The following is a 23886-nucleotide window of genomic DNA, read 5'->3' on the forward strand; positions in this document are numbered from 1 at the left end:
AGCGTCTGTAATAACCATGAGCTTCGTGCCCTTGCCCCGCTTGGTCTTTCCCACTTTGGATCCCCCTTTTTCGCCACTACGAAAGTGCCGTCGATAAAGCATTCGGATAGATCGATTTTTCCTGCTTGTTCCAGATGTCGCGCCAGTGCTTCGAGTATCTTCCGCATGACGCCAGCCTTGACCCATCGGGTGAAACGTCTGAAACATGTACAGCCAGATGGGAAGCGGTTAGGTAAATCAGCCCAGGCAGCGCCGGTACGCAGCACCCATAGAATGCCGTTAAGCACAGCTCTATCGCTGTGGACCACTGGCCGGCCACGTCCATCTGCTCGTCGTACGGGGGCCGGAATAAGCGGCTCAAGAATTGCCCATTGTTCATCGGTAAGTTCTTCTCTTCGCGCCATGATGAAAACCCCGTCATGTCGAAAAGAGCGTTGACTACCTATTTATGAAATGAGTTCTAATTGAATGGGAGAATCAAATGGAACACTGGCGTAGCGAATTTAGCGGGCTACTTTCGGAGTTTCGCAGGAACAACGGTAACGTCGCGTCGGAGCGAACGAAGGATGCAACAGCAGAAGCTGTGAATGCCTTTATGAAGGTGTTGCACGAGATGGGATATAAGGTCCAAAAGCTGAGCAACGTAGGAGACCGCCATATCACCGCAGTTGTACGCGAATGGTTCCTAAACCGCGGCTTGCGGCCGAAGACCATCCAAAACTACGTCTCCCGGCTAAAGGTAGTGTTCGCACAGATCGGTAAGCCTAATCTAGTCCGCTCTTGGCAAGACTATCTTCCAGAGGTGCCTGCGGAACAGTTGGTGATCAAGACCGCAGCGGAAAAGAGCAAGGGTTTCACTGCTAACGGCGTTGACGTTGCCAGCTGCATCGCGGCGGCTGACAGAGCGAACGAAAGGTTTGGCTTAATGCTCCGATTGGAACTCGCGTTTGGCTTACGCAGAGAAGAGGTTCTTCATTGCAGGCCATGGATTGCGGACCGCGGAAGCGACTTACGGGTCTATCCCGGCGAAGGCAAAAACGGACGCCCGCGTGATATACCGATTGAGTACGAACATCAAAGGCAGATCCTGAAATATGTGCAGTCCAAGATTGGCAAGACCAAGCATCTTGGATGGGATTACGATGGCAACGGTAAACCGGCCAACATCAAGAAGAACTTGAAACGCTATTCTGACCTCGCCCGGCGAATTGGTGCGACGAAGGAAAACCTGGGAGTTACGCTCCATGGATTGCGCGCGCAATTCGCGGAAAATCAGGCGCTTTTCAAAGCGTTCGTTCCCACGACTTTGGGCGGAACCACTTCAAATCTCCCGAAGGATGAGCTGAAATTCCGTCAGACCGAGGTTTCGCTGATGCTTGGTCATGACCGCGACTACATCACAGCTGCGTATTACGGAGATCTCATTCGTAAACAAAGCAGTGATGAGCAGGCCCGCTTCAGAGCGGTGATCGCTGAAGGGGTTCTCGCATTACAAGCGCAAGGAGTTGATGACCGTCCACCCGAAGAGTGCAGGAAGGACGTGCACGTTTTGGTGGATCTGTTGGCCTCAGAAGACGACGTCGAAATCTCGTTGGCCAAGGCGTATCAGTTATGGAAGGTCCACAGCGCCCGCTTCGGTTTGGATTGGGCGCCATTGGAAACAGGAATCCGGCAAGCATTAGAGGCTGCTGCAATCCACGTCGCTAGAAGGCTGCCGGCGCAACAGGCACCACGTTAACGCTATTCGCTCACACTTTGAAAGGAGAAAATATGTCGATCTATCAACTGCCCAAAAACCAAAACCCTACTTCGATAGAGGAACGCCAAGACCACAGCCATATACGCCTCCCGGTTACCACACAATATTACGGTGCCATTGGCATTGGCCGTGATGGACATGTACGGGCGACGCCTTCGACAGATTACTACGGCGAGGCGAACTGTTAGGGCGTTACATTCTTGCCTGCTAGTCGGAGTAATTCTGGTGGGAGCGGAACGCTATCGAGACAAGCAGATGTGGTTCGGTATGCTAGATCACATCTGCATCGATGCTTGGAGGTAGAACGCACGTGGGACCATAGGTAAATCATTCGGAATGGTTCCAGGTGCGCTCGGCTCCCGTACGTCGGCATTGAAGAGATTCCTTACTGATGCTGCAAACTCCCACCGTCCGACTGGCCTTGCTGTCCGTAAGGTCAAGTCGAACGTCTTATAATCCGCAACCGGCGGGCGGGGATCGCCGGCAGAGCGTGCGCGATTCGCCACCCAAGTAAGTTGGGGGTTCAGCTGCCAGCCATACGCAATCGCCCACGACGCGCGGAGATAGGCTTGGTTTCTTGGCGCGAATCCGGGGTCCCTTCCGGTTGTTTCATCAACCGATCTCTGGTGAGAATAGTTACCAATCAGCTGCAGGTGACGTGAAACCTGCCATTCCGCTTCAATTTCCAAGCCGGTGCCATGCTGGCGGCCCATGTTGTTGAACGTGGTCCCCATCGCTGGTGCCGCGTTCGGGATCGGACGAATGATGTCCTTCATCTCATACCTGAACACGCTTAGCTTTGTGGTCAGTTCGTCGTTTGCCTGCCACGTCACAGCTGCTTCAACGGTATCGACCCGTTCTGGCTTCAGTACGGGATTTCCACGTTGTACGGGATTGTTGATACTGTACAGTTCAGAGAAGGAAGGAGCTCTGAACGCTCGTCCATAGATCAGCTTTGCCGTAACGTCCAGAGCAGCGTCCCACACCAGTGCGACCCTGGGGTTCGTTGTTCCGCCGAAGTCGGAAAAGTGATCGTAGCGCGTTCCTAGGGTCAGTTCCCAATCTCGAGCGAGGCGCCATTGGTCCTGAGCGTAGAGGTAGGTGACCTGCCGGCTATGCGGGAGCATGAACGGCTGGATTACGGAATAATCCGCAACCGGCCCCGCTGGGACGGGTGTGCCTGTCGCATCAAACACGTAATTCTTGATTGTTCGCGTTTCATATAGATCAAGATCGTCGTATCCGACTCCGACCCTCAGGGTATGCGATTCGAGACCTGAATACGTTGCAAAGCTTGAAACTCGAAATTGCCGTTCACTCGTATCGGGATGGCCGATCATACCGTCGGGGAAAGCTCCGGTCGGGAAAACAGAACCGGCTGGATACAACCTCAGATCGACTGGTATGCGCTGCTTGTATTGCATGAAGCTGACGGCTGCACCGGCTCCCCAATCCTGGGCCAGCTTATGATTGACCCATGACAGGTCCGTATTGATGCGCTCACTCTTTTCTTTGCCAACCGGATCGAGTGCTGCCGAGATGCCGGCACCGGTACCCAAGTCGTCGCGCAGCTTGTAGCCAAACCGTAGCCGCCAGTGCTCATAGCCCAAGTCAAGGCTAGCATCGACAGAGTCATATCCTACATTGACGGGCCCTGGTGCTAGACTGGCTCGGGTTCCCGCTATTCGATCCCGCAAAGTCTGAGCGTCTTCATCCACCACGCGCTTGTGGCCGTTAGTCGTTCCGACATTCAGATATGCGGCGATGTCCATACCGCCAGCGTTTCCTCCATGCTGAACCCACGCCAGGCGCAAGTTCTATGAATTGGAGCAGGTAAGGCCATCGCCGATTACTGGCGAGGCGCTGCGGCGCATTGGCGCGCTATACGCAATCGAGGAAACGATTCGCGGCAAGCCTCCGGAAGAACGGCTACAAGTACGGCGGGCCGAGGCCAAGCCATTGCTTGAGGCCATGGAGGTATGGCTGCGCGAGACTGTGTCGACGCTGTCAAGGAAATCAGATACAACGGCGGCGATTCAATACGCGCTCAACCGCTGGGCAGCGCTGACGCGCTATTGCGACGATGGAGTCATTGAAATTGATAACTCGGCGGCCGAGCGATCGCTGCGCGGCGTGGCCCTGGGTCGCAAGAACTACTTGTTCGCTGGAGCCGACTCTGGAGGTGAGCGTGCTGCCGCGATGTACTCGCTCATTGGCACGGCGAAATTGAATGGCGTGGACCCGGAAGCCTATCTGCGCCATGTCCTGGCTCACGTTGCCGACCATCGAATCAACCGCATTGATGACCTGTTGCCTTGGAATGTTGCCGGTAAACTCCAGTCCTTCAACGCAAACGCATAACCCCAACGTCACCGTCAACCACGGCTCTTAGCCGACGCTTACTCAAATCCAGAGGCGGCAATGGGTTCACTGCTTTGAGCTCCGCAAGCATCGGATCAAGGATGACTTGTTCAGCGCAGCTTGTCATCTGCACGCCGTAGAGAGAAAGATGCTCCATCACCGCATCGATCTGGCGTTCGCCAGTACGCGGACCTGTGATAGATATCCCCTCAGTGTCTATAACACCCTGCCTCACCACAAGTTTTCCAGTCTTGAGGAAGATAGAGTCCAGAAGCCGGTATGGAATCATATCCAATACCGCATTCCACACGAGTTGATACATGCCCCCAGGCCGGTATGCCATTTCTTGATCCAGTGAGGTAACACAGGCTTGGTAAAATTTGAGATACGTTTCTACTGGCTCGTCCCTGACTCTATTACGTAGTTTGTATAAGACTTCCTTACAGACCTTCTCTGCCCAAACCAGCGTCCGTTCTCTAAGATCAATTAGGAACAGATCAGAACCGAAGGTAACCTCCAAGTATCGGAAGCTTGAACCTATGTTCTCATTGTTGAGCTGGCGAGTTTCTTCAATAAGGGCATTACCCTCATCACGCAACTGTAACGATATTAGCGAAGTCAGGTCGAGTGGCAGCTTGTAGGTACCTTGCTCTACGATCGTCCAGTCACCAGACTTGCCCACCATTTGCGTGTACTGATTAAGTGGCACGTTCGCTTCAACCTTAGACGCATTTTCAAGGTCCTTCCTCGAACGGTCGAGAAGCACGTCTGTCGAAACTTGTACAAGCTGGTTCTCGGGTTTACCGACTTTGCTCATTGTTCATTTCTTTCTGATACGTCGTTCCGTTGCTGACGACAACTATGCTGGAGAAGACCATAAAAATCCAGCGGCATCAACGACCGAGTGAAGTTCAATCTACAATAGCAGCGTATAAGTACTCATGGGATTAGGAAGTGCAAGGGCTCAAACGAAAGATCGTGTACGTCGCAACCTTCGAGGCCATAGCGGTATGCATCTGTACAGTGGTGCTGGCGACCATGCATACCAACAGTGCGCAGAGCGCCATCAGCAAGCTGCTCGGCTTTTTCCCGTCGGAGCAGCGCAGCCAGCGCGCGGTGACGCTGGCCAATTCGCTCGTCGGCGTGATCTACCAGAATCTGCTGCCGACCGAGAGCGGCAAGGAATTCGCGCTCGCCAGCGAAATGATCTTCAATAACAACCAGCAGGTGGCGCCGTATATCGTCGACATGGAAAAGATGCACCTGATGGCAGACTTCCTCAAGCGCAAGGCCGACAACATGTCGCGCAGCCTCAATGAGGTGCTGACGCAGATGGTGGCGAAGAAAACCATCAGCGCCAAGGATGCAATGCGGGCCACCTACAACCGGCTGGAACTGCACGACATGCTCAACGGCATACGCTGATTCGTCTGAGCCTGCCGTAACGCATCACCGGGACGACGCTGCAGCGCAGCCTTCTTCCAGGCGGAAGTGACGCTGTCCCGCGAAGGCCGGAATGGTCAGGTGACAGGCTCGGCTCGGTCGTCTTCCACCCGACCCGTTCTTCATTCAAGCTTGCAACACGCCACGTTGGGGCGGCGCGCGTCCTGAACGGCTACGAGAGGCGTTTCACGACCTGGTGTTCCAGGTGCGGATTGGAGTTGGCCAGCTGAAACGTACTGACAAGCTCGGCCAGAGCCTGCGCCTGCTCCTGCATGCTTTGCGCCGCCGTAGCCGATTCTTCCACCAGGCTTGCATTTTGCTGGGTGGTTTCGTCGATGCTGTTGATTGCCGAGTTGATCTGGCTGATTCCGGCCGTCTGTTCATGGCTGGCCGACGCGATGTCTTCCATCATGTGGTTCACCCGCTGGATGCTCTGAACGATTTCTTCCATCGTGCGGCCCGCCTGATCGACCAGGCTGCTGCCGAAGGCAACCTTCGAGACTGAATCCTCGATCAGGCTCTTGATCTCCTTGGCGGCGGATGCCGAGCGCTGTGCGAGGCTGCGCACTTCCGATGCGACAACCGCGAAGCCGCGGCCCTGTTCGCCGGCGCGCGCTGCTTCCACCGCCGCATTCAGCGCCAGGATGTTGGTCTGGAATGCGATGCCGTCAATGACGCTGATGATCTCGGAGATCTTCATCGCCGAGCCGTTGATTGCGTTCATTGTTTCGACCACCTCCGACACCACTTCTTTTCCCTTGACGGCAACGGATGAAGCCGCAGACGCCAGTTCGTTGGCCTGGTGCGCATGCTCGGCATTCTGCTTGACGGTGGTCGTCAGCTCTTCCATGGAAGACGCCGTCTCCTCCAGCGAACTGGCCTGCTGCTCGGTGCGGGCAGACAGCTCCAGGTTGCCGCTGGCAATCTGGCTGGTGCCGGAGCTGATGGCATCGGTGCCGGCACGGATCTGGGCGACGATGCGAATCAGGCTGTTGCGCATGTTCTGCATGGCCGCGATGACACTTGCATCGTCACCGCGGCGGACCGAAATGGCGACGGTAAGGTCGCCTTCCGCAATGCGGCTGGCGATCCGGCGCGCCTCGGCGGGTTCGCCGCCCAACTGCAGCAGCAGGCCGCGGGTGATCACGACGGCGACAGCGGCACTGATCAATACGGCGATGACCGAGATCGCCAGGATCAGCATCCCTGATTGCGCGGTTGCCTGTTCAATGTTCCGGCTATCGTTCTCGACATCCTGCTGCACCGCCTTGGTGATCACATCGATTTCAGCGATGATCTTTCGACGCAGCGGACTGCACTCGTTGACCAGGAAGCGGCCGAACTCTTCCATGTTCTTCGCCTGGCGGTACTTGCGCGGACGCTTGAGCTCTTCAGCCATTGCCAGCAAATCATTGCGCATCGTCTCGAAGTCGGATTGCCCCTTGAACTGGGGCGTCAGCCGGGCCAGTGCCTCAAGGTAGATAGCCTTTTGCTCGTCGAGAAGGGCAAGTTCTGCGTCCGCCTCAGTGTCGCTGGTGAAGATATAGGCATTGCGCGCGGCCAGGCCGGTCTGTCCGAGCGCTTCCCGGACCACATACAGCTGCTCGAGTTTTTGCGTACGAACACGGTGCTGCTCTTCCAGAAGTTGCGTGGTCGTCCGGGTTTGCATGACCGATATCGCACACAGGGCGATGAGGAGAAAAATTACTACGCCAAAGCCAATTGCCAGCTTGGTACCGATTCGCATACTTGCAGGAGCAGTCATGATTTTTATTGGTAAGAGAACGAGACAGCAAATGGCCACGATTGGCGACGTCGCGCGTTCTTTTGAATAAAAACCACGCGACCAGAACAACACTGCAAAAAGTTTCTGCAAGGAATGATACGATCGAATACCGCGTATCGTTTTGTGCGTTCTCATACGCATTCGTACAAATATGATACGAATCAGTACCAATGTTCTTCTTTAATCGTTTTCATGGACGAACTGCTCACTCTCCTGCCTCGCTTCGGCTTCAGTACATCCGTTTTTTTTCAAGGTGAGTTTTGCGGACGAACGCAATTCTTGGCCAGCCAATCGGTTGGCCATCTTCACCTGATAAACAAGGGCCAACTCATCATGGAGCACAAGGAGGGGCCGCCGCTGCATGTGACGGAGCCCGCGCTGGTGTTCTATCCGCGGCCGTATGATCACAGGCTGGTCATACCTTCGGAAGGCCTGGCGTCGCTGTTATGCGCGAACGTGCGCTTTCATAATGCCGAGCACAATCCGATCGCGCTGGCGCTGCCGGACGTGATGTGTATCCGACTCAGCGAAGAGACCGGCCTGTCGCCGACGCTGTCGCTGCTGTTTGCCGAGGCTGCAACGGATGACATAGGCAAGCGCCTGATGATGGACCGTTTGTGCGACATGCTGGTGATACACCTGGTGCGATACGCGCAAAGAACGAAGCTGATCCGCAAAGGCGCCGTCGCCGGGCTGTCGGACAGGCAGATTGCGCCTGTACTGGCAATGCTGCACGCAGAACCGGGACGCGCGTGGTCGGTCGCTGACATGGCTGCAGCGGTGAACATGTCGCGCACGGCGTTCATCAACCATTTCAGGAACATTGTCGGCGTGCCGCCTGCGGACTACCTGACCGGCTGGCGGATGGAGCTGGCCAAGGTCCATCTCAAGGAAGGCAGGTCCGTCAAACAGGTAGCGAAAACGGTAGGCTACAGCTACCAGCCGGGGTTCACCAATGCATTCAAATCCCGTTGCGGCGTCTCGCCGACGGATTGGCTGAAACAGTCCTGCGAAGACAGCGATTAGTGCGGCGGCATTGTGGATGCCGCATCATCATTTCAACTCGCGCTACGGGGCCACGTCTGCACCCCGTTCCAGCAGCAAGGTGCGCAATATCGATCGATGGCAGCGGCTTTCATCTTCGCAGTAGCAGCCGACCGCCATATCGGTCCGGTGCGACAGCGCAGCCAGCAGGTCCAGCGACCGGCTTGCCTCCGGCTTCTTCATCTCCGCGATGTACTTGCGCTGGAAGCTGGACCAGGACCGCGCGTCTTCCGCGGCTTGCGCTTCCTTGAGCAGGGCTTCGCTCGGCGCAAGATTCGGATACCAGACATCGTAGATGTCCTTGCGCGCGTAATCTTCCTTCTTGATGCCGCGCGGCGGCCTGCGCACCGTCCCGATGCGCAATCCCTCATCCTTGCCGCGCGGGCTGCCCAGCCTTACGATGCGTATCGCCATGATCTGTCCTCGAAAACTTGTGCTTGCATGCCGGCGGCGGGACGACAGGATCATTGCCGCGCGTTGAAGGCTTCATGATAAGACACGACGCCCGAAGGCATGTGCCCCTCGAAGACAATAGCCTGGAAATACATCGGCGGAACGCCTGGAAACGTCAGCCCGGGGACATCCTTGAAACCGAAGCGGCCATAGTATTGCGGCTCGCCCAGCACGACGCATCCGCATGCACGCAGCCCGCGCAGCTTGAGCAGGGCCTGCTCGACGAGACGCGTGCCCGTCTTCCTTCCCTGGCAGGCAGGCGCCACCGCAACCGGACCCAGTCCGTACCAGCCCTTGCTGCCGTCCGAGACGGACACCGGAGATACGGCGACATGGCCGACGATGTCTTCTGCGTCCGCCGCTACCAGCGATATCGACAACTGCCCCGCCCCGCGCAGCGCATTGACGATGAACTGTTCGGTATGGCTGGAATGCGGCGCATCGCGAAATGCTGCAGCAACCAGCGCTTCTATCGCCGGCACGTCGGACGGCCTCTCGCTTCGTATGCTGATACTCATGACGACATCCTCCGCAGACGCGCATGCAGCCGCCCGCAATGGCGGATCATTTGTCCTGCACGTAGGTATAACCCAGTTCCGGCGGCATTGGACCCTTGATGCGCCCGCCCTGGTTCTTCTGTTCCCAGGCATGGGCAAGAATGCCCACCGAACGCGACAGGATGAACAGGCCGCGTGCCAGTTCCGGCGCAAAGCCGAGTTCTCCGTAGACCACGGCGGTGGCGCCGTCGATGTTCATCGGGATCTGTTTGCCGGTGCGCTCGGCCAGCGCCTTTTCCACTTCGCGTCCGATTCGGGCAAAACGGCCTTCGACCTCGCCGCCCGCTTGCGCCGCATCGACCAGGCTCAGCAGCTTCACGGCGCGCGGGTCGACCGGATGGAAGCGATGGCCGTAACCCGGGATGACCTTGCCGTATTCCGCGACGAACTCGTCGAGCGCAAGCTTGACCGCCGCATCCAGAGAACGGCTGCGCGCATGGGAATCGATTGTCTGAAACAGGGCCAGGCATTGCTGCCCCGCGCCGCCGTGGATGTCGTCGAGCACATTGATCGCCGACGCCATCGCGGCGTTGAGCGGTGCGCCGCAGGTCACCGCCATCCGCGAAATGGCGATCGAAGGCGCCTGCGGGCCATGGTCGACCGCAGACACCAGCGCCGCTTCCAGCAGGCGTGCCTGGGCCGGCGTGGGCGGCTCGTCGCGCAGCATCAGCCACACCATGTGGGCGTAGCCGACGTTGCCGATCAGGTTCTCGATCGGCTCGCCCTTGATGCGGATCACGCCGGGCCGGATATCGATCAGCTTCGTGGTCCACCATGCCTTGGCCTTGCCGAGCAGCTCTGTTGCTTGTTCACCGATTGTCATAAGGTACCTTTCTCACGCATTTGTGCAATCTGCTGGTCGTCGTAACCGAGTTCTTTCAAGATGTCTTCCGCATGTTCGCCCAGCTGCGGAGGAGGGCGATCGACTCCGGTTGCCTTGCCGTCGACCGTGAAGCCGCTCCGCGTGACCGTGATCTCGGGCCGTTCCGGATCGGGGAAGGGCAGCGGCATCAGCAGCTCCCGGTGTCGTACCTGCTCCTGGTCCAGGGCCTGCGCCACGGTCAGCACCTGGCCGGCCGGCACGCCGGCGGCATTCAATTGCGCTTCCCAGAAGGCGGCGCTGTTCGCGGCCAGCGCCTCTTCAAGCGCGGCCGTGAGCGCGGCGCGATGCTGCTTGCGCGATTCGCGCTCGGCGAAGCGCGGATCGGGAATCAGTTCCGGACGGGAGATGCATCGGCACAATGTCTCGAACTGCTCCTGCTTGTTGGCCGCGATGTTGAGCAGACCGTCACCGGTGCGGAAGGTGCCTGAGGGGCTGGCGGTAAAGTTGTCGTTCCCCATCGGCACGGGCGCGCGATCGGCGATCAATTGGTTCGAGACGATCCATCCCATGGTGACAAGGGCGGAATCCAGCATGGAGACATCGATGAACGCGCCTTCACCGTTTCGGCCGCGCCTGACCAGGGCGGAAGAGACGGCGAATGCCGCCGTCATGCCGCCGATGGTGTCGCAGACCGGATAGCCGACCCGCAGCGGCGCCGACTGCGCATCGCCGGTGATGCTCATGACGCCCGAGCGGCCCTGGATGATCTGGTCATACGCCGGTGCGGCTGCCATCGGCCCGGTCTGGCCGAAGCCTGAAATCGCGCAGTAGACGATGCCGGGATTGACTTCCTTCAGTGCTTCGTAACCGAGGCCGAGCCGGTCCATCACGCCGGGACGGTAGTTTTCCAGCACCACATCCGCTCCTGCCACCAGGCGGCGGAACACTTCCTTGCCTTGTTCGGACTTGAGGTTGAGCGTAAGCGAGCGCTTGCCGCCGTTCTGCGCCAGGAAGGAAGCGCCCATTTTCTGCCGGTTGAGCCCGGCATCGGCGCCGAGCTGACGCGCCAGGTCGCCCGATCCGGGCGTTTCCACCTTGATCACGTCGGCGCCCAGCAGTGCCATCTGGTATCCGGTGAATGGCCCTGCCAGGACATTGGTCAGATCCAGCACCCTGATTCCTTCGAGTAATGCAGACATGGAGATCCCTTGAGTAATGAGCTTCGTATCGCTTGCCGCCGTCAGCCGGTATCCGTATTGGCCAGCAGTCCCGAATCGCCCATGAAGCCAACGGTCAGTTTGCGGGCGGCGGCGATCAGCGGCGCCACCATGGCCAGGGTTTCGCTTTCGCCGAAGCGCGTGAGCGGACCGGACAGGGTGACGGCGCCCTCGAGCCGGTTGCCGGCGCCGAATACCGGACAGGCAATGGCGGCCGTTTCCGGATCGCGCTCGCCGCGCGAAATCCGGATCGGCATGCCGGCGCTCAAACGATGGCCCGCGCCAGGCTCGAAATCGACCAGCACGCGGCCGGCGGCTCCCTTGTCCAGCGGCAGAAGCTGGCCGATCTGGACGTTGTCGCGCACCGAACGCGGTGAATCGACACGGTAGGCGCACAGGCGCTGCGCACCCGAACGCACATAAAAGGATGCGCTCTCGCCGGCCGCCTGCACCAGTTCGCGAAGCACCGGCATGACGACTTCGGCGGGATGCAGCGACCTGGTCGCGAGAGCGGCAAGCCGCACAGGCTTGGGACCGAGCACATAGGCGCCGCCGTCGAGCCGGTTGACATAGCCGTAGGCGTCGAGCGACTGCAGCAGGCGCAGTATCGTGCTCTTGTACAGCCCGGTTTTCTGGCTGAGCTGGGCCAGCGTCAGGACAGGCGCATCTTCGGTGAAGGTATCGAGAATCGCAAGCGCACGGTTGACTGCCGCGACGCCGATTTCGTCCGACGAAGTCGTCTCGGCGGCATTGCTTGAGATCGGAGCCGGAGTGGCTGATGTGTCGGTCGCTGGCATGAACCTGCCTTGTGGGTGAAAAATGTTGAAATGCGTTCTGTTGGGTGGAACCCGATACCAAATTTTAGAACGGCATGGTGGGCAGGTCAAACCGGACAGCTGGCAACCGACCTGATGCCAACTCAAGAGCCGACATCGAGGACCCAACAGGACAATGCCAGACGGCAGACCACGCTTTCCCCAATAAATCACGCTAAGATGTCGCCTGACAATGCCGAACGACATGGCAATGCGTCCGCGCGGTTGATGAAAGCCCATGTTGCCGTATAAACAGAATCAAACCTTATGTCTTCCACAACCATGATGTCTTCGCAGGATGCGCAGCTTGTTCCTTTCCTTGATGGCCCGCGTCTCCTGGGCGACGTCGGGGGCACCAATGCCCGCTTCGCGCTCCAGCTGGCGCCGGGGAAGATAGACATGATCCGGGTGTACCGCTGCGCGGACTTCCCGGAATTCGCCGACGCGATCGAAGCCTATCTTGCCGAATGCGGCCATCCGGCCGTCCGGCATGCGGCCATTGACATCGCCAATCCGGTGCAGGGCGACGACGTCAAGATGACCAACCATTCCTGGGCGTTTTCGATCGAGGCTACGCGCCGCAGGCTGAAGCTCGATACCCTGCTGATCGTCAATGACTTCACGGCGCTTGCCATGGCGCTGCCCCGGCTCGACCCGTCCCAACTGCGTCAAGTCGGCGGCGGCAAGGCGCGCCCGGCCAGCGTGATCGGCCTGGTGGGTGCCGGAACCGGTCTCGGCGTCGGCGGGCTGATCGCAAGCGACGGCCGCTGGATCGCGCTCAACAGCGAAGGCGGGCATGTCTCCTTCTCGCCGGCCGACGAGCGCGAAGCCGCCATTCTTCAGTATTGCTGGAAAACCTATGCGCACGTCTCCGCCGAGCGGCTGGTGTCCGGCCCCGGCATCGAACTCATCTATCAGGCATTGGCCGACCGCAACGGCGTGCAGGATGCGGAACCGCTGGTAGCACCCGAGATCGTTACCCGGGCACTTGCCGGGACCGATGAACTGTCCATGGAAGTGCTCGAGTGCTTCTGCGCGATGCTCGGCACGGTAGCCGCCAACCTCGCCGTGACCTTGGGCACCCTGGGCGGGATTTACATCGGCGGCGGCATCGTACCCCGGCTCGGCGACTATTTCGCCCGCTCGCCGTTCCGCGCCCGGTTTGAGAGCAAGGGCCGCTTCACCGATTACGTGTCGCAGATACCGACTTTCGTCATCACCGCGCCTTATCCTGCATTCACCGGCGTATCCGCCATCCTGACTGAACACCTGGGCGACGGCGGCAACGCCATTCCCATCCTCGAGCGTATCCGCAAGCTCAAGCCGCAGCTGTCGCCGGCCGAGCAGAAGGTGGCCGGCCTGATCCTGTCGCATCCGCGCAGCGTGATGAACGACCCCATCGCCGACATCGCGCGCAAGGCCGATGTCAGCCAGCCCACGGTGATCCGGTTCTGCCGCACACTCGGCTGCCAGGGCCTTGCCGACTTCAAGCTGAAGCTGGCATCCGGCGTCTCCGGCAATGTGCCGGTTGCGCGCAGCCAGGTGCATGCGGGGGACCCGCCGGTCGAGGTCGGCGTCAAGGTGGCCGACAACACCATCTCTGCAATGGTCGGTGTGCGCGATACGCTCAACGCCGAATCGCTGTCGCGGGCAATCGATATCCTGGCGCAGGCGCCGCGCGTCGAATTCTACGGATTCGGAAGCTGCGGCCTGGTGGCTGCCGATGCCCAGCAAAAATTCTCACGGATGGGCATGGCTGCGTTCGCATGCAGCGATCCGCAGGTGCAGGAAGTATCGGCAGCGATGTTGAGAGCGGGCGACGTCGTCGTCGCGATCTCTAACTCGGGACGTCTGCGGCACTTGGCTCCGGCCGTGGAAGCTGCCATCAGCGCCGGAGCGCGCGTCATCGCCCTGGCGCCGGGCAATTCCCAATTGGCCAAGCGTGCTCACCTGACGCTGGCGGTCGAGCATGACGAGGGCAGCAGCAATCACATACCGATGGTATCGCGCATCCTGCTGCTGCTGCTGATCGATATGCTGGTCGTCGGCGTGTCGATGAAGCGTTCCAGTCCTTACGCCGAACTGCAGCGACAGGCCAAGCTGGGTGTTTTGACGCATACGCTGGCCAGCACCGGCGTGGCGATGCCTGGCGATGAGGATGAGGCTGAACCCGCCGGCACGTAAGCCGTCCGGGACGCTTGGCGAGGGTATCGAAAAATTACGGATTTCCTGCCTAGAATCCGCAGCGTCCAAGCTGCTTTAGCCGCACATTGCCCCATTGGGCCAGCTCGGCTGCCACCGTCTGCTTGTTAAAGCCAATAACCGCACTGAGGTGCTTCGAGAGATACTCGTGTGCTGCAGCACTTTCTTCCTGGCCGCCGAAGAAATATCTCGTCATGGCAGTAGCCGGAGAGAACGCAGAAGTGATTGGGTTGTGCGGTGAGACAAGATCGGCAGATTCGGTTGATCTTGTTTCGGCCATCGTGTCGCTGCCATCAGCAGGTATCCCGCGTCTGCCCTTCGCAGAGCGCTTGGATTGCTTTTGCCCATTGTTTGCAAACTCAGTCTGCAAGCGATAACTTAAGGACTTGCCGGAGGCGCCGTGGTCTTTGCCGCAGACGGATGAGTCCCATCGGGTTTCGCCACATCGGTAACGGGATGCGCTGCTTGATTTTCCTTCTCCTTCGCAGGGGCCAATGGTTCGGCGGGGTAGGGGGGGAAAGTGGCTTCCTTTGATATGTATGATGGATTCCAGATACAGAGTTAGCTTGTCACAGGCCTGAAGTGCACTTTGCCGTTGGCGGCATATAGACACCAGCCGTCGGGGTAATCCAGCGCGGGTCCGTTGTCCGAATGAAGCTCCCCCTTGCTGTTCAATACTATGGCTCGCGGGCGTTCGCATATCCAGCATATTTTTGCGTGCGGCGCAAACCAGCCCGCATGGCTGGCAATCCGGATCAGGCCCTGCACTTTCTCGGTCTCGACGCGCAAGCCTTCTTCCTGAAAATAATCGTAGTAGGCAAGCCAATAAGCATCGTGCTGGCCGTAGACGCTGCTTTGCGCACTGTCATTGGCGCACGCTTTGACGGATTCGCCGATGGGAACGGCAATGCAGTCCCAGATGCTTGCCTGAAGCGCTCCCCACAGCGCATCCCATGCATCCACCCGAAGGCGGCTCGGCGCGCTGTTGCGGATAGCGGTCCATGCCGCCTCCATCGGGTTGTCCCAAACATGCTGCTTGACGCATACGCCGATGCAGTTGCCGGGTCCCGCTGCGATGCCTTCGATGCCGACACCGGTGCCGCTCATGTTCACGTACTGCCAGTCCATCATGTGGACGTCCGGGCGGTTATTGAAGCGGTTGCCGATCCAGGCAGTTGCTCCGTTGAGGAAGGGCACATTCTTCGCCGCGACCCAGTACTGATTGAGACTTAGCTTGGCGTTGCCCACATTGGAGCCGGGATTGTAGATGTTGGCCATGATGGTGCCGACAAAAGAGGTGCCGTCCGGCGCCTTGGCAAACTCCTTGGTATATCCGAATTCGCCGTATGTGTCGCACTCGTTACCGAGGCGTCCGCTTGAATTTTCGGCCGTCGGACCGCCGAGATTAAAGCAGGCCTGCGCGCCTTTTTCGGAATTCGTTCCGGCTCCGGATCGCAAGTAGCCGTGATAAATACCCTCCGCATCTCCCGCCTGAGCATTGTTCAGGCACAGTAATGCCGCAGCTGCAATCGGCAGCAGTTTAAATACCGGATTTCTCATCCATTTCTCCTCGTTAGATTAAATGTCGTGACGACATCAAGCGTTCACCGGCATGAGCGGGTTTTATTCCGAGCCTTTTGCACATTGCTGCGCCATGTGGCTGTTTTCCCTTAAACCACCGGGCCTCTATGCCGGACGTGACGACCGGAACTGGCAGTACTTCCAAAAAATTTGGTGCTATTCAGACTCGATACTGCAAGGCGATACTAACATCATGTATGTAGTTCTACTATATTGCACAACAAAATTTTGAGGAATATTGTGTTTAAAATTCAACAATAATCGAGCTCAAGAAGCATTTACAGTAAATCGGTGCACGGAAACCCGCGACGCTTCGCCGGATTAGGTGGTTTTCAGGAGGAGAATTTATAAAAATATAGTAGCAATACTACTTACAAAATGATAAAAATGAATTCATGACAACAAGGCAGGTAAATGAAATGAAAAGGCTTTTAAGAGCAGGAGTTCCGTCGTTTGCCCGTTCTGTGGCGACAGTGATGACGTGCATCGCTATGTCAACAGCTTCCATTGATGCCGGGGCGGCCAGTACGGAGTTTTCAGCTTGCTCGCGATGTGCGGGTGTTGCGCTGGTATGGAGCGATGGAGACTACGACCAGATTTACTTGGCCGCACCGGTAAAGGATCTGGCCAGTCAACATCCCAAGGAGCTGAGTCCGGAGGGACTGACCCATGCCTTGCTTAAACTGAAACGCTCAGGCGACGAGAAGGCAGAGCCGGTGTTCAGCCCGCAGCAAGCGAGAAAATTTGCCGATGGCCTTGCAGCCGCACTGGCCAAGGCCAACAGCCGGCAGGACGTGCTGTTCTTTGTAACCACCTCGCGGGGCGGCACAGGATGGTTCGCAGAAAGGCGCGGCTACAGCGGCCGGGCCTTCATCGATGATCGCGGTCTCAACCTGATCTTCGGCGGGGCTGAGCTGGATTTCATCGGCCAGTATCTTGGAACGAAGCGGCAGCCGACTTTTGACTTCGGCAGCCGGGAGAGCATATCGGCAGTCAGTCTTTATGCATCAGGACCAAGCCTGCAGCGTCGCGACTGGGTAGCGATTCCGCTGGCCATGATGAACAAGCCGCGTCATGCGACTTCTCAACCCTCGCATGGTGCCGAGGCGAGGAAGGCCGCGGTAACGGATGAGCAGTACTATGCGGCTCAGGAAGTGCGACTGCGCCGGCTCAGGAGCCTCATGGAGCAGGATCTGATTACACGCGATGAGTACGAGCGAAAAAGGAAATCCATCCTGGAAGAATGGTAAGCAGGATAAAGCGGGACCGCATAAAAATTGGCCGGTGATTCAGCTTGCGCTGTTTCACCGGCCATTACCGAACTTCAAACTTTTTATACGGCTGCTGTCAGCAGCACCGTTCGCTTAGTTCGCCTAGTTCGCTTGGCTCCTTCAGTTTGCGCATGCAAATGCGCTTACTCGACGAATGCCTCTTCCCGTTTCTTTCTCAATGCGGGCATCAGCACCACGGCCATCGCCACTGCGGAAGCGATCAGCATCGCAGCACTGATCGGACGCTGCAGGAAGACCATCGGATCGCTGCGCGACAGCAGCAACGCACGGCGCAGGTACTCTTCCATCATCGGACCGATGATGAAGCCCAGCAGCATCGGCGCGGGTTCTGCTCCAATCTTCGAGCAGATATAACCGAAGATGCCGAATCCAGCCATCATGTACACATCGAATTCAGTGTTGTTCAAGCTGAACACGCCGATGGCGCAGAACACCAGGATGCCCGGGAACAGGAAGTGATACGGCACCATGATCATGCGCACCCACAGACCGATCATCGGCAGGTTCAAGATCACCAGCATCAAGTTGCCGATCCACATCGAGGCGATCAGGCCCCAGAACAGCGCCGGCTGCTCGGTCATCACCGCCGGACCGGGCTGGATGCCCTGGATGATCATCGCACCGATCATCAGCGCCATCACCGGGTTCGACGGAATGCCGAGAGTGAGCATCGGGATGAACGACGTCTGCGCGCCGGCATTGTTGGCCGACTCGGGAGCCGCCACGCCTTCGATGGCGCCCTTGCCGAAATTGGCCGCATTCTTCGAGACCTTCTTCTCTACCGAATACGCAGCGAAGGAAGCCAGCATCGCGCCGCCGCCGGGCAGAATACCCAGGATCGAACCCAGCGCAGTACCGCGCAAGACAGGGGCGATCATGCGCTTGAAGTCTTCCTTGTCCGGCATCAGCCTGCCGACTTTCATCGACAGCAGCGACCTGGTTTCTTCATTCTCCAGGTTGGCGATGATTTCGCCCAGGCCGAACATGCCCATGGCCACCACCACGAAGTTGATGCCGTCGGCCAGCTGCGGCATGTCGAAGGTGTAACGCGGCGTGCCGGAGTTCACGTCGGTGCCGACGATGCCCAGCAGCAGGCCCACGATGATCATGCCGATCGCACGCAGCAGCGAGCCGTGCGCCAGAACGACGGACGCGACCAGACCCAGCACCATCAGCGAGAAGTATTCGGCAGGACCGAACTTCAGCGCCAGATCGGCCAGCGGCGGCGCAAACAGTGCCAGCAGCACGGTCGCCACCGTGCCGGCGAAGAAGGAGCCGAGCGCGGCAGTGGCGAGCGCCTTGCCGGCTTGTCCGTTACGCGCCATCTGGTAACCGTCGATGGCGGTCACCACCGAAGAGGATTCACCCGGCAGGTTGACCAGGATGGCGGTAGTGGAGCCGCCGTACTGGGCGCCGTAGTAGATGCCGGCCAGCATGATCAGCGAAGAGATCGGGGGCAGCGAGAAGGTCGCCGGCAGCAGCATGGCGATGGTGGCTACCGGGCCGAGGCCGGGCAGCACGCCGATGGCCGTGCCGAGGAATACGCCGATCAGGCAATAAAACAGGTTGTTGATCGAGAGCGCGGTATCGAAGCCCAAGGCGAGGAAGTGCAGAATTTCCATCTCAGGATCTCCTTAGAATCCGAACCAGGATCCGAAGATCGGCATCGGCAAGCCGAGTCCGACCACGAAAACCAGGATGCAGAACACTGCCATGCCGACTGCGACGGCAAGGAAAGGCAGCACCTTGAACTTGATGCTGGCGTAGCCGCTGAGCATCACCAGCACCACGGTGGCGATCAGGAGGCCGGCGCCGCGCATGAGCAGGCCGAACAGCAGGACCGCAGCGGTGACCAGGAGAAGGTTCTTGATGGCGAATCTGCCGATCGGCTCGCCATGGCGAATAAACGAACGCACAAGCGAAACGGCTCCGATAACGGCGAGCAGGCTGCCAAGGGCGGTCGGAAAATAGGCTGGCCCCATTCTGCCGGCACTGCCCATGGCATAGTCATTGCCGATAATGACGGCGGCCAAGCCGAATATGAGAAATATGACCCCCGACCAGAAGTCCTGAGGGTTGCGTATGAATGATGGCAAGTTCGTCTCCTTTTCTAATGCCCCGGCGGATGCGGCCGAAGGCGGCTTCAACAGAGCTTGCACTTTAATTATCGTGTCTGTCAGGAAGCTGAATCGAGCCTGACAAAAAGCTGACAGCCGAGCTTCGCGGGCCGAGGCCCGGGCGGTGCCCATACCCACTGCCAAACTTTTCCAATACTATTGAGGCCGGAAGGGCATGGCGGATGCAACATGCCGTATACCGGTTCAATCAATCCCTATACATAAAATGCACGTTCTACTGGTGGAAGACGATGTGGTCCTGGCCGACGGCATCTCCCGCGTTCTCAAGGGCTACGGCATGGTCGTCGATGTGACGTCGAGCGGCACGGAGGCCGATGAACTGCTCAAGCGCAGGGAAGTCGCCGTGCTGGTCCTCGATATCGGCCTGCCTGGCATCGACGGTTTCGAAGTGGTGCGGCGCCTGCGGGCACGCGGCAGCAACCTGCCGGTGCTCCTGCTGACGGCGCGCGACGCGGTCGAGGACCGGGTGCGCGGCTTGGAGACCGGTGCCGACGACTATCTCGTCAAGCCGTTCGCGGCACCGGAACTGGCGGCCCGCATTCGGGCGCTGGTGCGCCGCAGCGGAGCCCGTCCGGCGGAACTGACGATGATGGGCCTGTCGCTCGACACCCATGCCAAGCGCGCCAGGGTCAATGGCGAAGTCGTGGAGTTGTCGGCACGGGAATGGGCCGTTCTCGAATACCTGATGCAGCAGGCGTCGCGTGTCGTCTCGAAGGAGCAGATACTCGATGCGATCCTACCATGGGGCGAAGGGCTGACCTTGAATGCGGTGGAAGTCTATGTTTCCCGCATACGCACCAAGATCGCCGGCGCCGGCATTGTCATCCGGACGATACGCGGCTTCGGCTACATGCTTGAAGCGAGCAAAGAGTGACGGCAAGCATCCGCTCCGACCTGCTGAAGTGGTTGATCGCGCCGCTGGTGGTCATCAACTTCATCGGCGCGCTGATGATCTACATGCTGGCCTGGGGGCCGGCGCAGGATGCGCTCGACAACAATCTCGCCGAAGCTGCCTACGACCTGCAGGCGCATCTCAGGCTCAACGGCGACCGGGTTGAACTCGATCTGAGCGATCAGGCCGAGCGCATTCTGCGCATCAACCGGACCGACGAAGTCTTCTACGTGGTCAGGGATGCCGCCGGAAATACCATCGCCGGGGATATCGATTTTCCCGTGTTTGCTCCTTACACCGCGACTCAGATGGCGGTGCCTTTCATGTCGAATGTCAGGCAATTCCACGTTCGGGCCGTGGCCCTGCGCACGGAAGTCGGCGAGCATCAGATCTGGATCGGTGTCGCGGAAACCCTGACCAAGAGACGCCAGATACAGTCGCGCATCCTGTTTGCACTGGTCGGCCTCGAGACCCTGCTCCTGGTTGCGTCGCTGGCCATTATCTGGTTCGCCGTGTCGGAGGGACTGTTTCCGCTGCAGCGCGTGCGCAATCTGCTGGACGAGCGCAACGCCGGGGACCTGTCGGCGGTCGAGGAAAAGGACATGCCGTCGGAATTGCGGCCGCTCCTGGGCGCCATCAACGGGCTTCTCGGCCGCGTGCATAAGTTCGGCCGGGAGCGCCAGGCTTTTCTGGCCGACATCGCGCATCAGCTGCGCACGCCGCTGGCCGGCTTCAAGACCCAGCTCGAAGTGCTGAGCCACAGGCATGACCGTGACCCCGACGTTGAGCGATCCACCGCTCTCATGATGGCCTCGGCCGACCGCATGATTCGCCAGACCAACCAGCTGCTTTCGCTGGCCCGCGCCGAGCCGAGCCAGTTCGAGCAGCGGCGCATGGAACTGGTGGAACTCGACAAGCTGATGACGGAATCGATCCAGCACTTCGTGCAGGAAGCGGACAAGAAGGCGATCGACATCGGGTTCGAACTGCAGCCGGCGAGCGTCATGGGCGACCGCTTCCTGCTGCGCGACATGATCGACAACCTGGTCGACAACGCGATTCGATACAGCGGGCCCGCGGCGGAAATCACGGTGGCATGCCGCTGCGACGTTGGCGACGACGTGGTACGCCTAATTGTCGAGGATACCGGCCCCGGCATCCCGCCGGCCGACCGGGAAAAGGTTTTCGACCGCTTTTTCCGCCTGAGCGACAAGGAGCACGGCAGCGGACTGGGACTGGCCATCGTCCGGGATATTGCGAAAGACCATCAGGCCGCCGTTTCCCTGGAGTCGGGCGCAGATGGAAAGGGAACGCGGATCACGGTGGTATTTCCGTCTGCAAAGCCTGCTGTTTCCGACATGAAGGACAAGGCTGCACCCGTGCATCAGCGTGCCTGAAAAAAATGTTTTCGGGAACGTCACGAATTGATACAAAAGCATGCCTGAACTTCTCCTCCTCAGCTCTTCTAACGTTTCTAGCATCTGCACAGAATTGATTAATTGATCGACAGTGCAGGTTGTAAGGAACGTTCATCCAGCATCTAGCTCAACGATGGAGGCAATATATGAAGAAGCTCTTGATTGCACTACTGGTATCGGCATTAGGCAGCGGCATGGCGATTGCACAAAGTTCGTCGACGGGTACGGGCTCGGGTTCGACCGGCACCACAGGGTCCTCAAGCGGAGGCAGCGGCAGCAGCATGACCGGCGCAACGGATTCATCCGGCACTTCGGGTACCTCGGGCACTTCCGGTTCTTCCAGCGCGAAGTCCGGCGACAAGACCAAGGCGAAGAAATCCACATCGGGCACCAATACCAGCGGCTCCGGCAGTTCCGGCGGCAGCAGCGCAGCGGGCACCAGCAAAAGCGATACTCCCGGCAGTTCCGGCGGCAGCAGCGCAGCCGGCACCAGCGCCAATACGACCGGCGGCACCCAATCCGGATCGATGGGCAGCGCCGGCAGCAGGTAAGCCTGACTGGCTTGAAGGCTTGAAGGAGAGCCGGGCGCCATTGCGTCCGGCTTTTTATTGCGCCCGTACATTGAGCGCTTTCGACTTGACCGTACCGACTATTCCGGCTGCTTTACCAGCGGCACAGCATTGTGGGGAGCGCCGGGCCCGCCACGCCGCGTCGCCATGCCTTCGCCCACAGGTGATCACCTCGGCCACGCCGTTCGTCCGGTATACGCGTCACTTGCCTGGCTGAATCTTCCCTGCCAGTGACAGGCTGGCCTTCGGAGTCACCTCTTCTCGATCACCCCAAACTGCAAACCCCGCGTGCCAATGCTGCTTGCCAGGTTGAAGAAGCGCTGATCTTCGATGCCGACGTATATACTGCAGGCAATCCCAGCTGCGAGCCAGCCAGCGGGATGGCAGACGGCAATACTCTGCGGAAGGAGTCGCTTGGGACAGCTTGCGGATGGGGAAGGTGAAGGAGGCGCGTCGATGAAAAGCATCAAGAAAAGAATGTGGCAGGTGGATTTCGTTTCCCTGCGCCTGTTCGTCGCCGTCTGCGAGGAAGCCAACATTGCGCATGCGGCCGAACGAGAATCGATAGCGGCCTCCGCCATCAGCAAGCGCATTGCCGATCTCGAATACTCGATAGGCACCCCGCTGCTGCTGCGCCATCGCGCGGGCGTGTCGCCGACTCCCGCCGGCGAATCCTTGCTGCAGCATGCCCGCATCGTACTGCGCGACGTCGAACGAATGCAGGCGGAGCTCAGCGAGTATGCGATCGGCGTGCGCGGCCATATCCACATTTACGCAAGCGTGTCTGCGGTCGTCGAGTTTTTGCCCGACGATATCAGCGCCTTTCTCGCCAGGCATGACGGCATCAAGGTCGACATGGAGGAACGGGTCAGCAGCGAAATCGTCAGGACCATCGAGGAAAATGCCACCGCCATCGGCGTGTGCTGGGACTTCGCCGACACGCGCGACCTGCAGGTGCTGCCCTACAAGAGCGACCACCTGACGGCCGTTGTTCATCCCGACCATCCGCTGGCCTCGCGCGAATCGGTGTCGTTCGAGGAAACCCTGGGGTTCGACCAGGTCGGCCAGCATCCCGACAGCATGATGAATCTGTTCCTGCGGCGCCTCGCGGCGAAGTCGGGCAAGTCGGTCGTCAACCGCATTCATGTCGCCACCTTCGAGGCGGCATGCAGGATCGTGCGGGCCAACCTCGGCATGAGCATCATCCCCGCCGAAGCGCTGCAGCCCTACCATGCCCAGCTCGGATTGAGGGTAATCCCGCTCGTCGATCCCTGGGCGTTCCGCCGCTTCGTGATCTGCATGCGCGACTATGAAGCCCTGCCTCTGCCTTCGCGCCTGTTCGTCGATTTTCTGCGTACCGACCGCCATCCATGAAGCCCCGGCGCGTCAGCGCCGATGAAGTTCGCGGGCACTGCACACCAGCCATCGTCATCGGCGATGGCATCCATTCTGCAGATATCGTTCTTTCAACGGTAACGTCTTGATACGCTCCCGCCGCTTGGCGGCACGGAGCAGCAGAAAGGCATTGGGCGCGGC

22 protein-coding genes and 1 pseudogene are annotated in these 23886 nt (G+C 59.1%); 9 read left to right on the forward strand and 14 right to left on the reverse strand.

What is annotated here, in order from left to right; genetic code table 11:
• Positions 1-404: IS5 family transposase (locus IGW03_RS21605; RefSeq protein ID WP_194724603.1), on the reverse strand; the 404-nt coding region annotated here is incomplete at its 3' end.
• A 77-nt stretch (positions 405-481) separates the two neighbouring features.
• Here IGW03_RS21605 and IGW03_RS21610 point away from each other — a divergent pair.
• Positions 482-1738, forward strand: a complete 1257-nt coding sequence (locus IGW03_RS21610; protein ID WP_194724604.1) for a phage integrase N-terminal domain-containing protein — start codon at positions 482-484, stop codon at positions 1736-1738.
• A 296-nt stretch (positions 1739-2034) separates the two neighbouring features.
• On the opposite strand, the gene IGW03_RS21615 is transcribed toward IGW03_RS21610, so the two are convergent.
• On the reverse strand, positions 2035-3531 hold the full coding sequence (locus tag IGW03_RS21615) for a TonB-dependent receptor plug domain-containing protein (RefSeq protein WP_194724605.1): 1497 nt from the start codon (positions 3529-3531) through the stop codon (positions 2035-2037).
• Between the two features lie 28 nt (positions 3532-3559).
• Here IGW03_RS21615 and tnpC point away from each other — a divergent pair.
• Positions 3560-4120, forward strand: a pseudogene (gene tnpC, locus IGW03_RS21620) (IS66 family transposase); the annotation flags it as partial.
• Here the strand turns inward: tnpC and IGW03_RS21625 are convergent.
• Positions 4104-4937 (reverse strand): hypothetical protein, encoded by an 834-nt coding sequence (locus tag IGW03_RS21625; RefSeq protein ID WP_194724606.1) that lies wholly within the window; start codon positions 4935-4937, stop codon positions 4104-4106. The pseudogene tnpC and the gene IGW03_RS21625 sit on opposite strands and share 17 nt — an antisense overlap.
• Positions 4938-5098: 161 nt before the next feature.
• Between IGW03_RS21625 and IGW03_RS21630 the strand changes: the two genes are divergently transcribed.
• Entirely contained in the window at positions 5099-5545 is a 447-nt protein-coding gene (locus tag IGW03_RS21630) for a hypothetical protein (protein WP_194724607.1), read from the forward strand.
• Positions 5546-5735: 190 nt separating this feature from the next.
• On the opposite strand, the gene IGW03_RS21635 is transcribed toward IGW03_RS21630, so the two are convergent.
• Positions 5736-7328, reverse strand: coding sequence for a methyl-accepting chemotaxis protein (locus tag IGW03_RS21635; RefSeq protein WP_194724608.1), 1593 nt, complete (start codon positions 7326-7328; stop codon positions 5736-5738).
• A 114-nt stretch (positions 7329-7442) separates the two neighbouring features.
• Here IGW03_RS21635 and IGW03_RS21640 point away from each other — a divergent pair, with 114 nt between their 5' ends.
• Positions 7443-8375 (forward strand): AraC family transcriptional regulator, encoded by a 933-nt coding sequence (locus IGW03_RS21640; protein WP_194724609.1) that lies wholly within the window; start codon positions 7443-7445, stop codon positions 8373-8375.
• Between the two features lie 42 nt (positions 8376-8417).
• Here IGW03_RS21640 and IGW03_RS21645 read toward each other — a convergent pair whose 3' ends face one another.
• From IGW03_RS21645 to IGW03_RS21665, 5 genes are read right to left on the reverse strand one after another with little or no spacing between them, the layout of a single operon-like run.
• Complete coding sequence (locus IGW03_RS21645) at positions 8418-8807, reverse strand: DUF488 domain-containing protein (protein ID WP_194724610.1); 390 nt, start codon at positions 8805-8807, stop codon at positions 8418-8420.
• A gap of 50 nt (positions 8808-8857) precedes the next feature.
• On the reverse strand, positions 8858-9364 hold the full coding sequence (locus tag IGW03_RS21650; RefSeq protein ID WP_194724611.1) for a GNAT family N-acetyltransferase: 507 nt from the start codon (positions 9362-9364) through the stop codon (positions 8858-8860).
• 46 nt (positions 9365-9410) lie between these two features.
• The gene (locus IGW03_RS21655) at positions 9411-10226 is read right to left on the reverse strand and encodes a citryl-CoA lyase (protein WP_194724612.1); all 816 of its coding nucleotides are present in this window, start codon (positions 10224-10226) and stop codon (positions 9411-9413) included.
• Entirely contained in the window at positions 10223-11425 is a 1203-nt protein-coding gene (locus IGW03_RS21660) for a CaiB/BaiF CoA transferase family protein (protein ID WP_194724613.1), read from the reverse strand. The genes IGW03_RS21655 and IGW03_RS21660 overlap by 4 nt, the downstream gene beginning before the upstream one ends.
• Before the next feature lie 41 nt (positions 11426-11466).
• A complete protein-coding gene (locus tag IGW03_RS21665; protein ID WP_194724614.1) occupies positions 11467-12240 on the reverse strand; it encodes an IclR family transcriptional regulator in 774 nt (257 codons plus the stop codon).
• A gap of 285 nt (positions 12241-12525) precedes the next feature.
• Between IGW03_RS21665 and IGW03_RS21670 the strand changes: the two genes are divergently transcribed.
• Positions 12526-14442, forward strand: a complete 1917-nt coding sequence (locus tag IGW03_RS21670; RefSeq protein ID WP_194724615.1) for a glucokinase — start codon at positions 12526-12528, stop codon at positions 14440-14442.
• A 49-nt stretch (positions 14443-14491) separates the two neighbouring features.
• Here the strand turns inward: IGW03_RS21670 and IGW03_RS21675 are convergent, their stop codons facing one another.
• Positions 14492-14740: a hypothetical protein gene (locus IGW03_RS21675; RefSeq protein ID WP_194724616.1), complete on the reverse strand. Its 249-nt coding sequence runs from the start codon at positions 14738-14740 to the stop codon at positions 14492-14494.
• Between the two features lie 281 nt (positions 14741-15021).
• Positions 15022-16020 carry a carbohydrate porin gene (locus IGW03_RS21680; RefSeq protein WP_194724617.1) on the reverse strand — a complete coding sequence of 333 codons (999 nt, stop codon included), beginning with the start codon at positions 16018-16020 and terminating at the stop codon, positions 15022-15024.
• A 416-nt stretch (positions 16021-16436) separates the two neighbouring features.
• Between IGW03_RS21680 and IGW03_RS21685 the strand changes: the two genes are divergently transcribed.
• The gene (locus tag IGW03_RS21685; RefSeq protein WP_194724618.1) at positions 16437-17291 is read left to right on the forward strand and encodes an SHOCT domain-containing protein; all 855 of its coding nucleotides are present in this window, start codon (positions 16437-16439) and stop codon (positions 17289-17291) included.
• 164 nt (positions 17292-17455) lie between these two features.
• On the opposite strand, the gene IGW03_RS21690 is transcribed toward IGW03_RS21685, so the two are convergent.
• Both IGW03_RS21690 and IGW03_RS21695 read right to left on the reverse strand, forming a co-directional pair.
• Positions 17456-18955 carry a tripartite tricarboxylate transporter permease gene (locus IGW03_RS21690; protein ID WP_194724619.1) on the reverse strand — a complete coding sequence of 500 codons (1500 nt, stop codon included), beginning with the start codon at positions 18953-18955 and terminating at the stop codon, positions 17456-17458.
• Positions 18956-18967: 12 nt separating this feature from the next.
• Complete coding sequence (locus IGW03_RS21695) at positions 18968-19582, reverse strand: tripartite tricarboxylate transporter TctB family protein (RefSeq protein WP_323745008.1); 615 nt, start codon at positions 19580-19582, stop codon at positions 18968-18970.
• A 94-nt stretch (positions 19583-19676) separates the two neighbouring features.
• On the opposite strand from IGW03_RS21695, the gene IGW03_RS21700 reads away from it, so the two are divergent.
• Together IGW03_RS21700 and IGW03_RS21705 are read left to right on the forward strand one after the other, a co-directional pair.
• Positions 19677-20345 (forward strand): response regulator transcription factor, encoded by a 669-nt coding sequence (locus IGW03_RS21700; RefSeq protein ID WP_194724620.1) that lies wholly within the window; start codon positions 19677-19679, stop codon positions 20343-20345.
• Positions 20342-21760 (forward strand): ATP-binding protein, encoded by a 1419-nt coding sequence (locus IGW03_RS21705; protein ID WP_323745009.1) that lies wholly within the window; start codon positions 20342-20344, stop codon positions 21758-21760. Before IGW03_RS21700 ends, IGW03_RS21705 begins: the two co-directional genes overlap by 4 nt.
• A gap of 148 nt (positions 21761-21908) precedes the next feature.
• Here IGW03_RS21705 and IGW03_RS21710 read toward each other — a convergent pair whose 3' ends face one another.
• Positions 21909-22403 carry a hypothetical protein gene (locus IGW03_RS21710; RefSeq protein WP_194724621.1) on the reverse strand — a complete coding sequence of 165 codons (495 nt, stop codon included), beginning with the start codon at positions 22401-22403 and terminating at the stop codon, positions 21909-21911.
• A gap of 403 nt (positions 22404-22806) precedes the next feature.
• Between IGW03_RS21710 and IGW03_RS21715 the strand changes: the two genes are divergently transcribed.
• On the forward strand, positions 22807-23724 hold the full coding sequence (locus IGW03_RS21715) for a LysR family transcriptional regulator (RefSeq protein ID WP_228535904.1): 918 nt from the start codon (positions 22807-22809) through the stop codon (positions 23722-23724).
• The last annotated feature ends 162 nt before the right edge of the window (positions 23725-23886 follow it).

The organism is Noviherbaspirillum malthae, assembly GCF_015352985.1.
Taxonomy (GTDB): Bacteria; Pseudomonadota; Gammaproteobacteria; order Burkholderiales; family Burkholderiaceae_D; genus Noviherbaspirillum; species Noviherbaspirillum malthae.

What these genes read in the sequence shown, in the direction of transcription:
- IGW03_RS21610 (WP_194724604.1), top strand. Translation starts at nt 482, where the DNA reads ATGGAACACTGGCGTAGCGAATTTAGCGGGCTACTTTCGGAGTTTCGC.
- IGW03_RS21690 (WP_194724619.1), bottom strand. Translation starts at nt 18,955, where the DNA reads ATGGAAATTCTGCACTTCCTCGCCTTGGGCTTCGATACCGCGCTCTCG.
- IGW03_RS21665 (WP_194724614.1), bottom strand. Translation starts at nt 12,240, where the DNA reads ATGCCAGCGACCGACACATCAGCCACTCCGGCTCCGATCTCAAGCAAT.
- IGW03_RS21645 (WP_194724610.1), bottom strand. Translation starts at nt 8,807, where the DNA reads ATGGCGATACGCATCGTAAGGCTGGGCAGCCCGCGCGGCAAGGATGAG.
- IGW03_RS21650 (WP_194724611.1), bottom strand. Translation starts at nt 9,364, where the DNA reads ATGAGTATCAGCATACGAAGCGAGAGGCCGTCCGACGTGCCGGCGATA.
- IGW03_RS21680 (WP_194724617.1), bottom strand. Translation starts at nt 16,020, where the DNA reads ATGAGAAATCCGGTATTTAAACTGCTGCCGATTGCAGCTGCGGCATTA.
- IGW03_RS21615 (WP_194724605.1), bottom strand. Translation starts at nt 3,531, where the DNA reads ATGGACATCGCCGCATATCTGAATGTCGGAACGACTAACGGCCACAAG.
- IGW03_RS21695 (WP_323745008.1), bottom strand. Translation starts at nt 19,582, where the DNA reads ATGGGCACCGCCCGGGCCTCGGCCCGCGAAGCTCGGCTGTCAGCTTTT.
- IGW03_RS21710 (WP_194724621.1), bottom strand. Translation starts at nt 22,403, where the DNA reads ATGTACGGGCGCAATAAAAAGCCGGACGCAATGGCGCCCGGCTCTCCT.
- IGW03_RS21660 (WP_194724613.1), bottom strand. Translation starts at nt 11,425, where the DNA reads ATGTCTGCATTACTCGAAGGAATCAGGGTGCTGGATCTGACCAATGTC.
- IGW03_RS21670 (WP_194724615.1), top strand. Translation starts at nt 12,526, where the DNA reads ATGTCTTCCACAACCATGATGTCTTCGCAGGATGCGCAGCTTGTTCCT.
- IGW03_RS21675 (WP_194724616.1), bottom strand. Translation starts at nt 14,740, where the DNA reads ATGGCCGAAACAAGATCAACCGAATCTGCCGATCTTGTCTCACCGCAC.
- IGW03_RS21700 (WP_194724620.1), top strand. Translation starts at nt 19,677, where the DNA reads ATGCACGTTCTACTGGTGGAAGACGATGTGGTCCTGGCCGACGGCATC.
- IGW03_RS21635 (WP_194724608.1), bottom strand. Translation starts at nt 7,328, where the DNA reads ATGACTGCTCCTGCAAGTATGCGAATCGGTACCAAGCTGGCAATTGGC.
- IGW03_RS21625 (WP_194724606.1), bottom strand. Translation starts at nt 4,937, where the DNA reads ATGAGCAAAGTCGGTAAACCCGAGAACCAGCTTGTACAAGTTTCGACA.
- IGW03_RS21685 (WP_194724618.1), top strand. Translation starts at nt 16,437, where the DNA reads ATGACAACAAGGCAGGTAAATGAAATGAAAAGGCTTTTAAGAGCAGGA.
- IGW03_RS21715 (WP_228535904.1), top strand. Translation starts at nt 22,807, where the DNA reads ATGAAAAGCATCAAGAAAAGAATGTGGCAGGTGGATTTCGTTTCCCTG.
- IGW03_RS21655 (WP_194724612.1), bottom strand. Translation starts at nt 10,226, where the DNA reads ATGACAATCGGTGAACAAGCAACAGAGCTGCTCGGCAAGGCCAAGGCA.
- IGW03_RS21640 (WP_194724609.1), top strand. Translation starts at nt 7,443, where the DNA reads ATGATACGATCGAATACCGCGTATCGTTTTGTGCGTTCTCATACGCAT.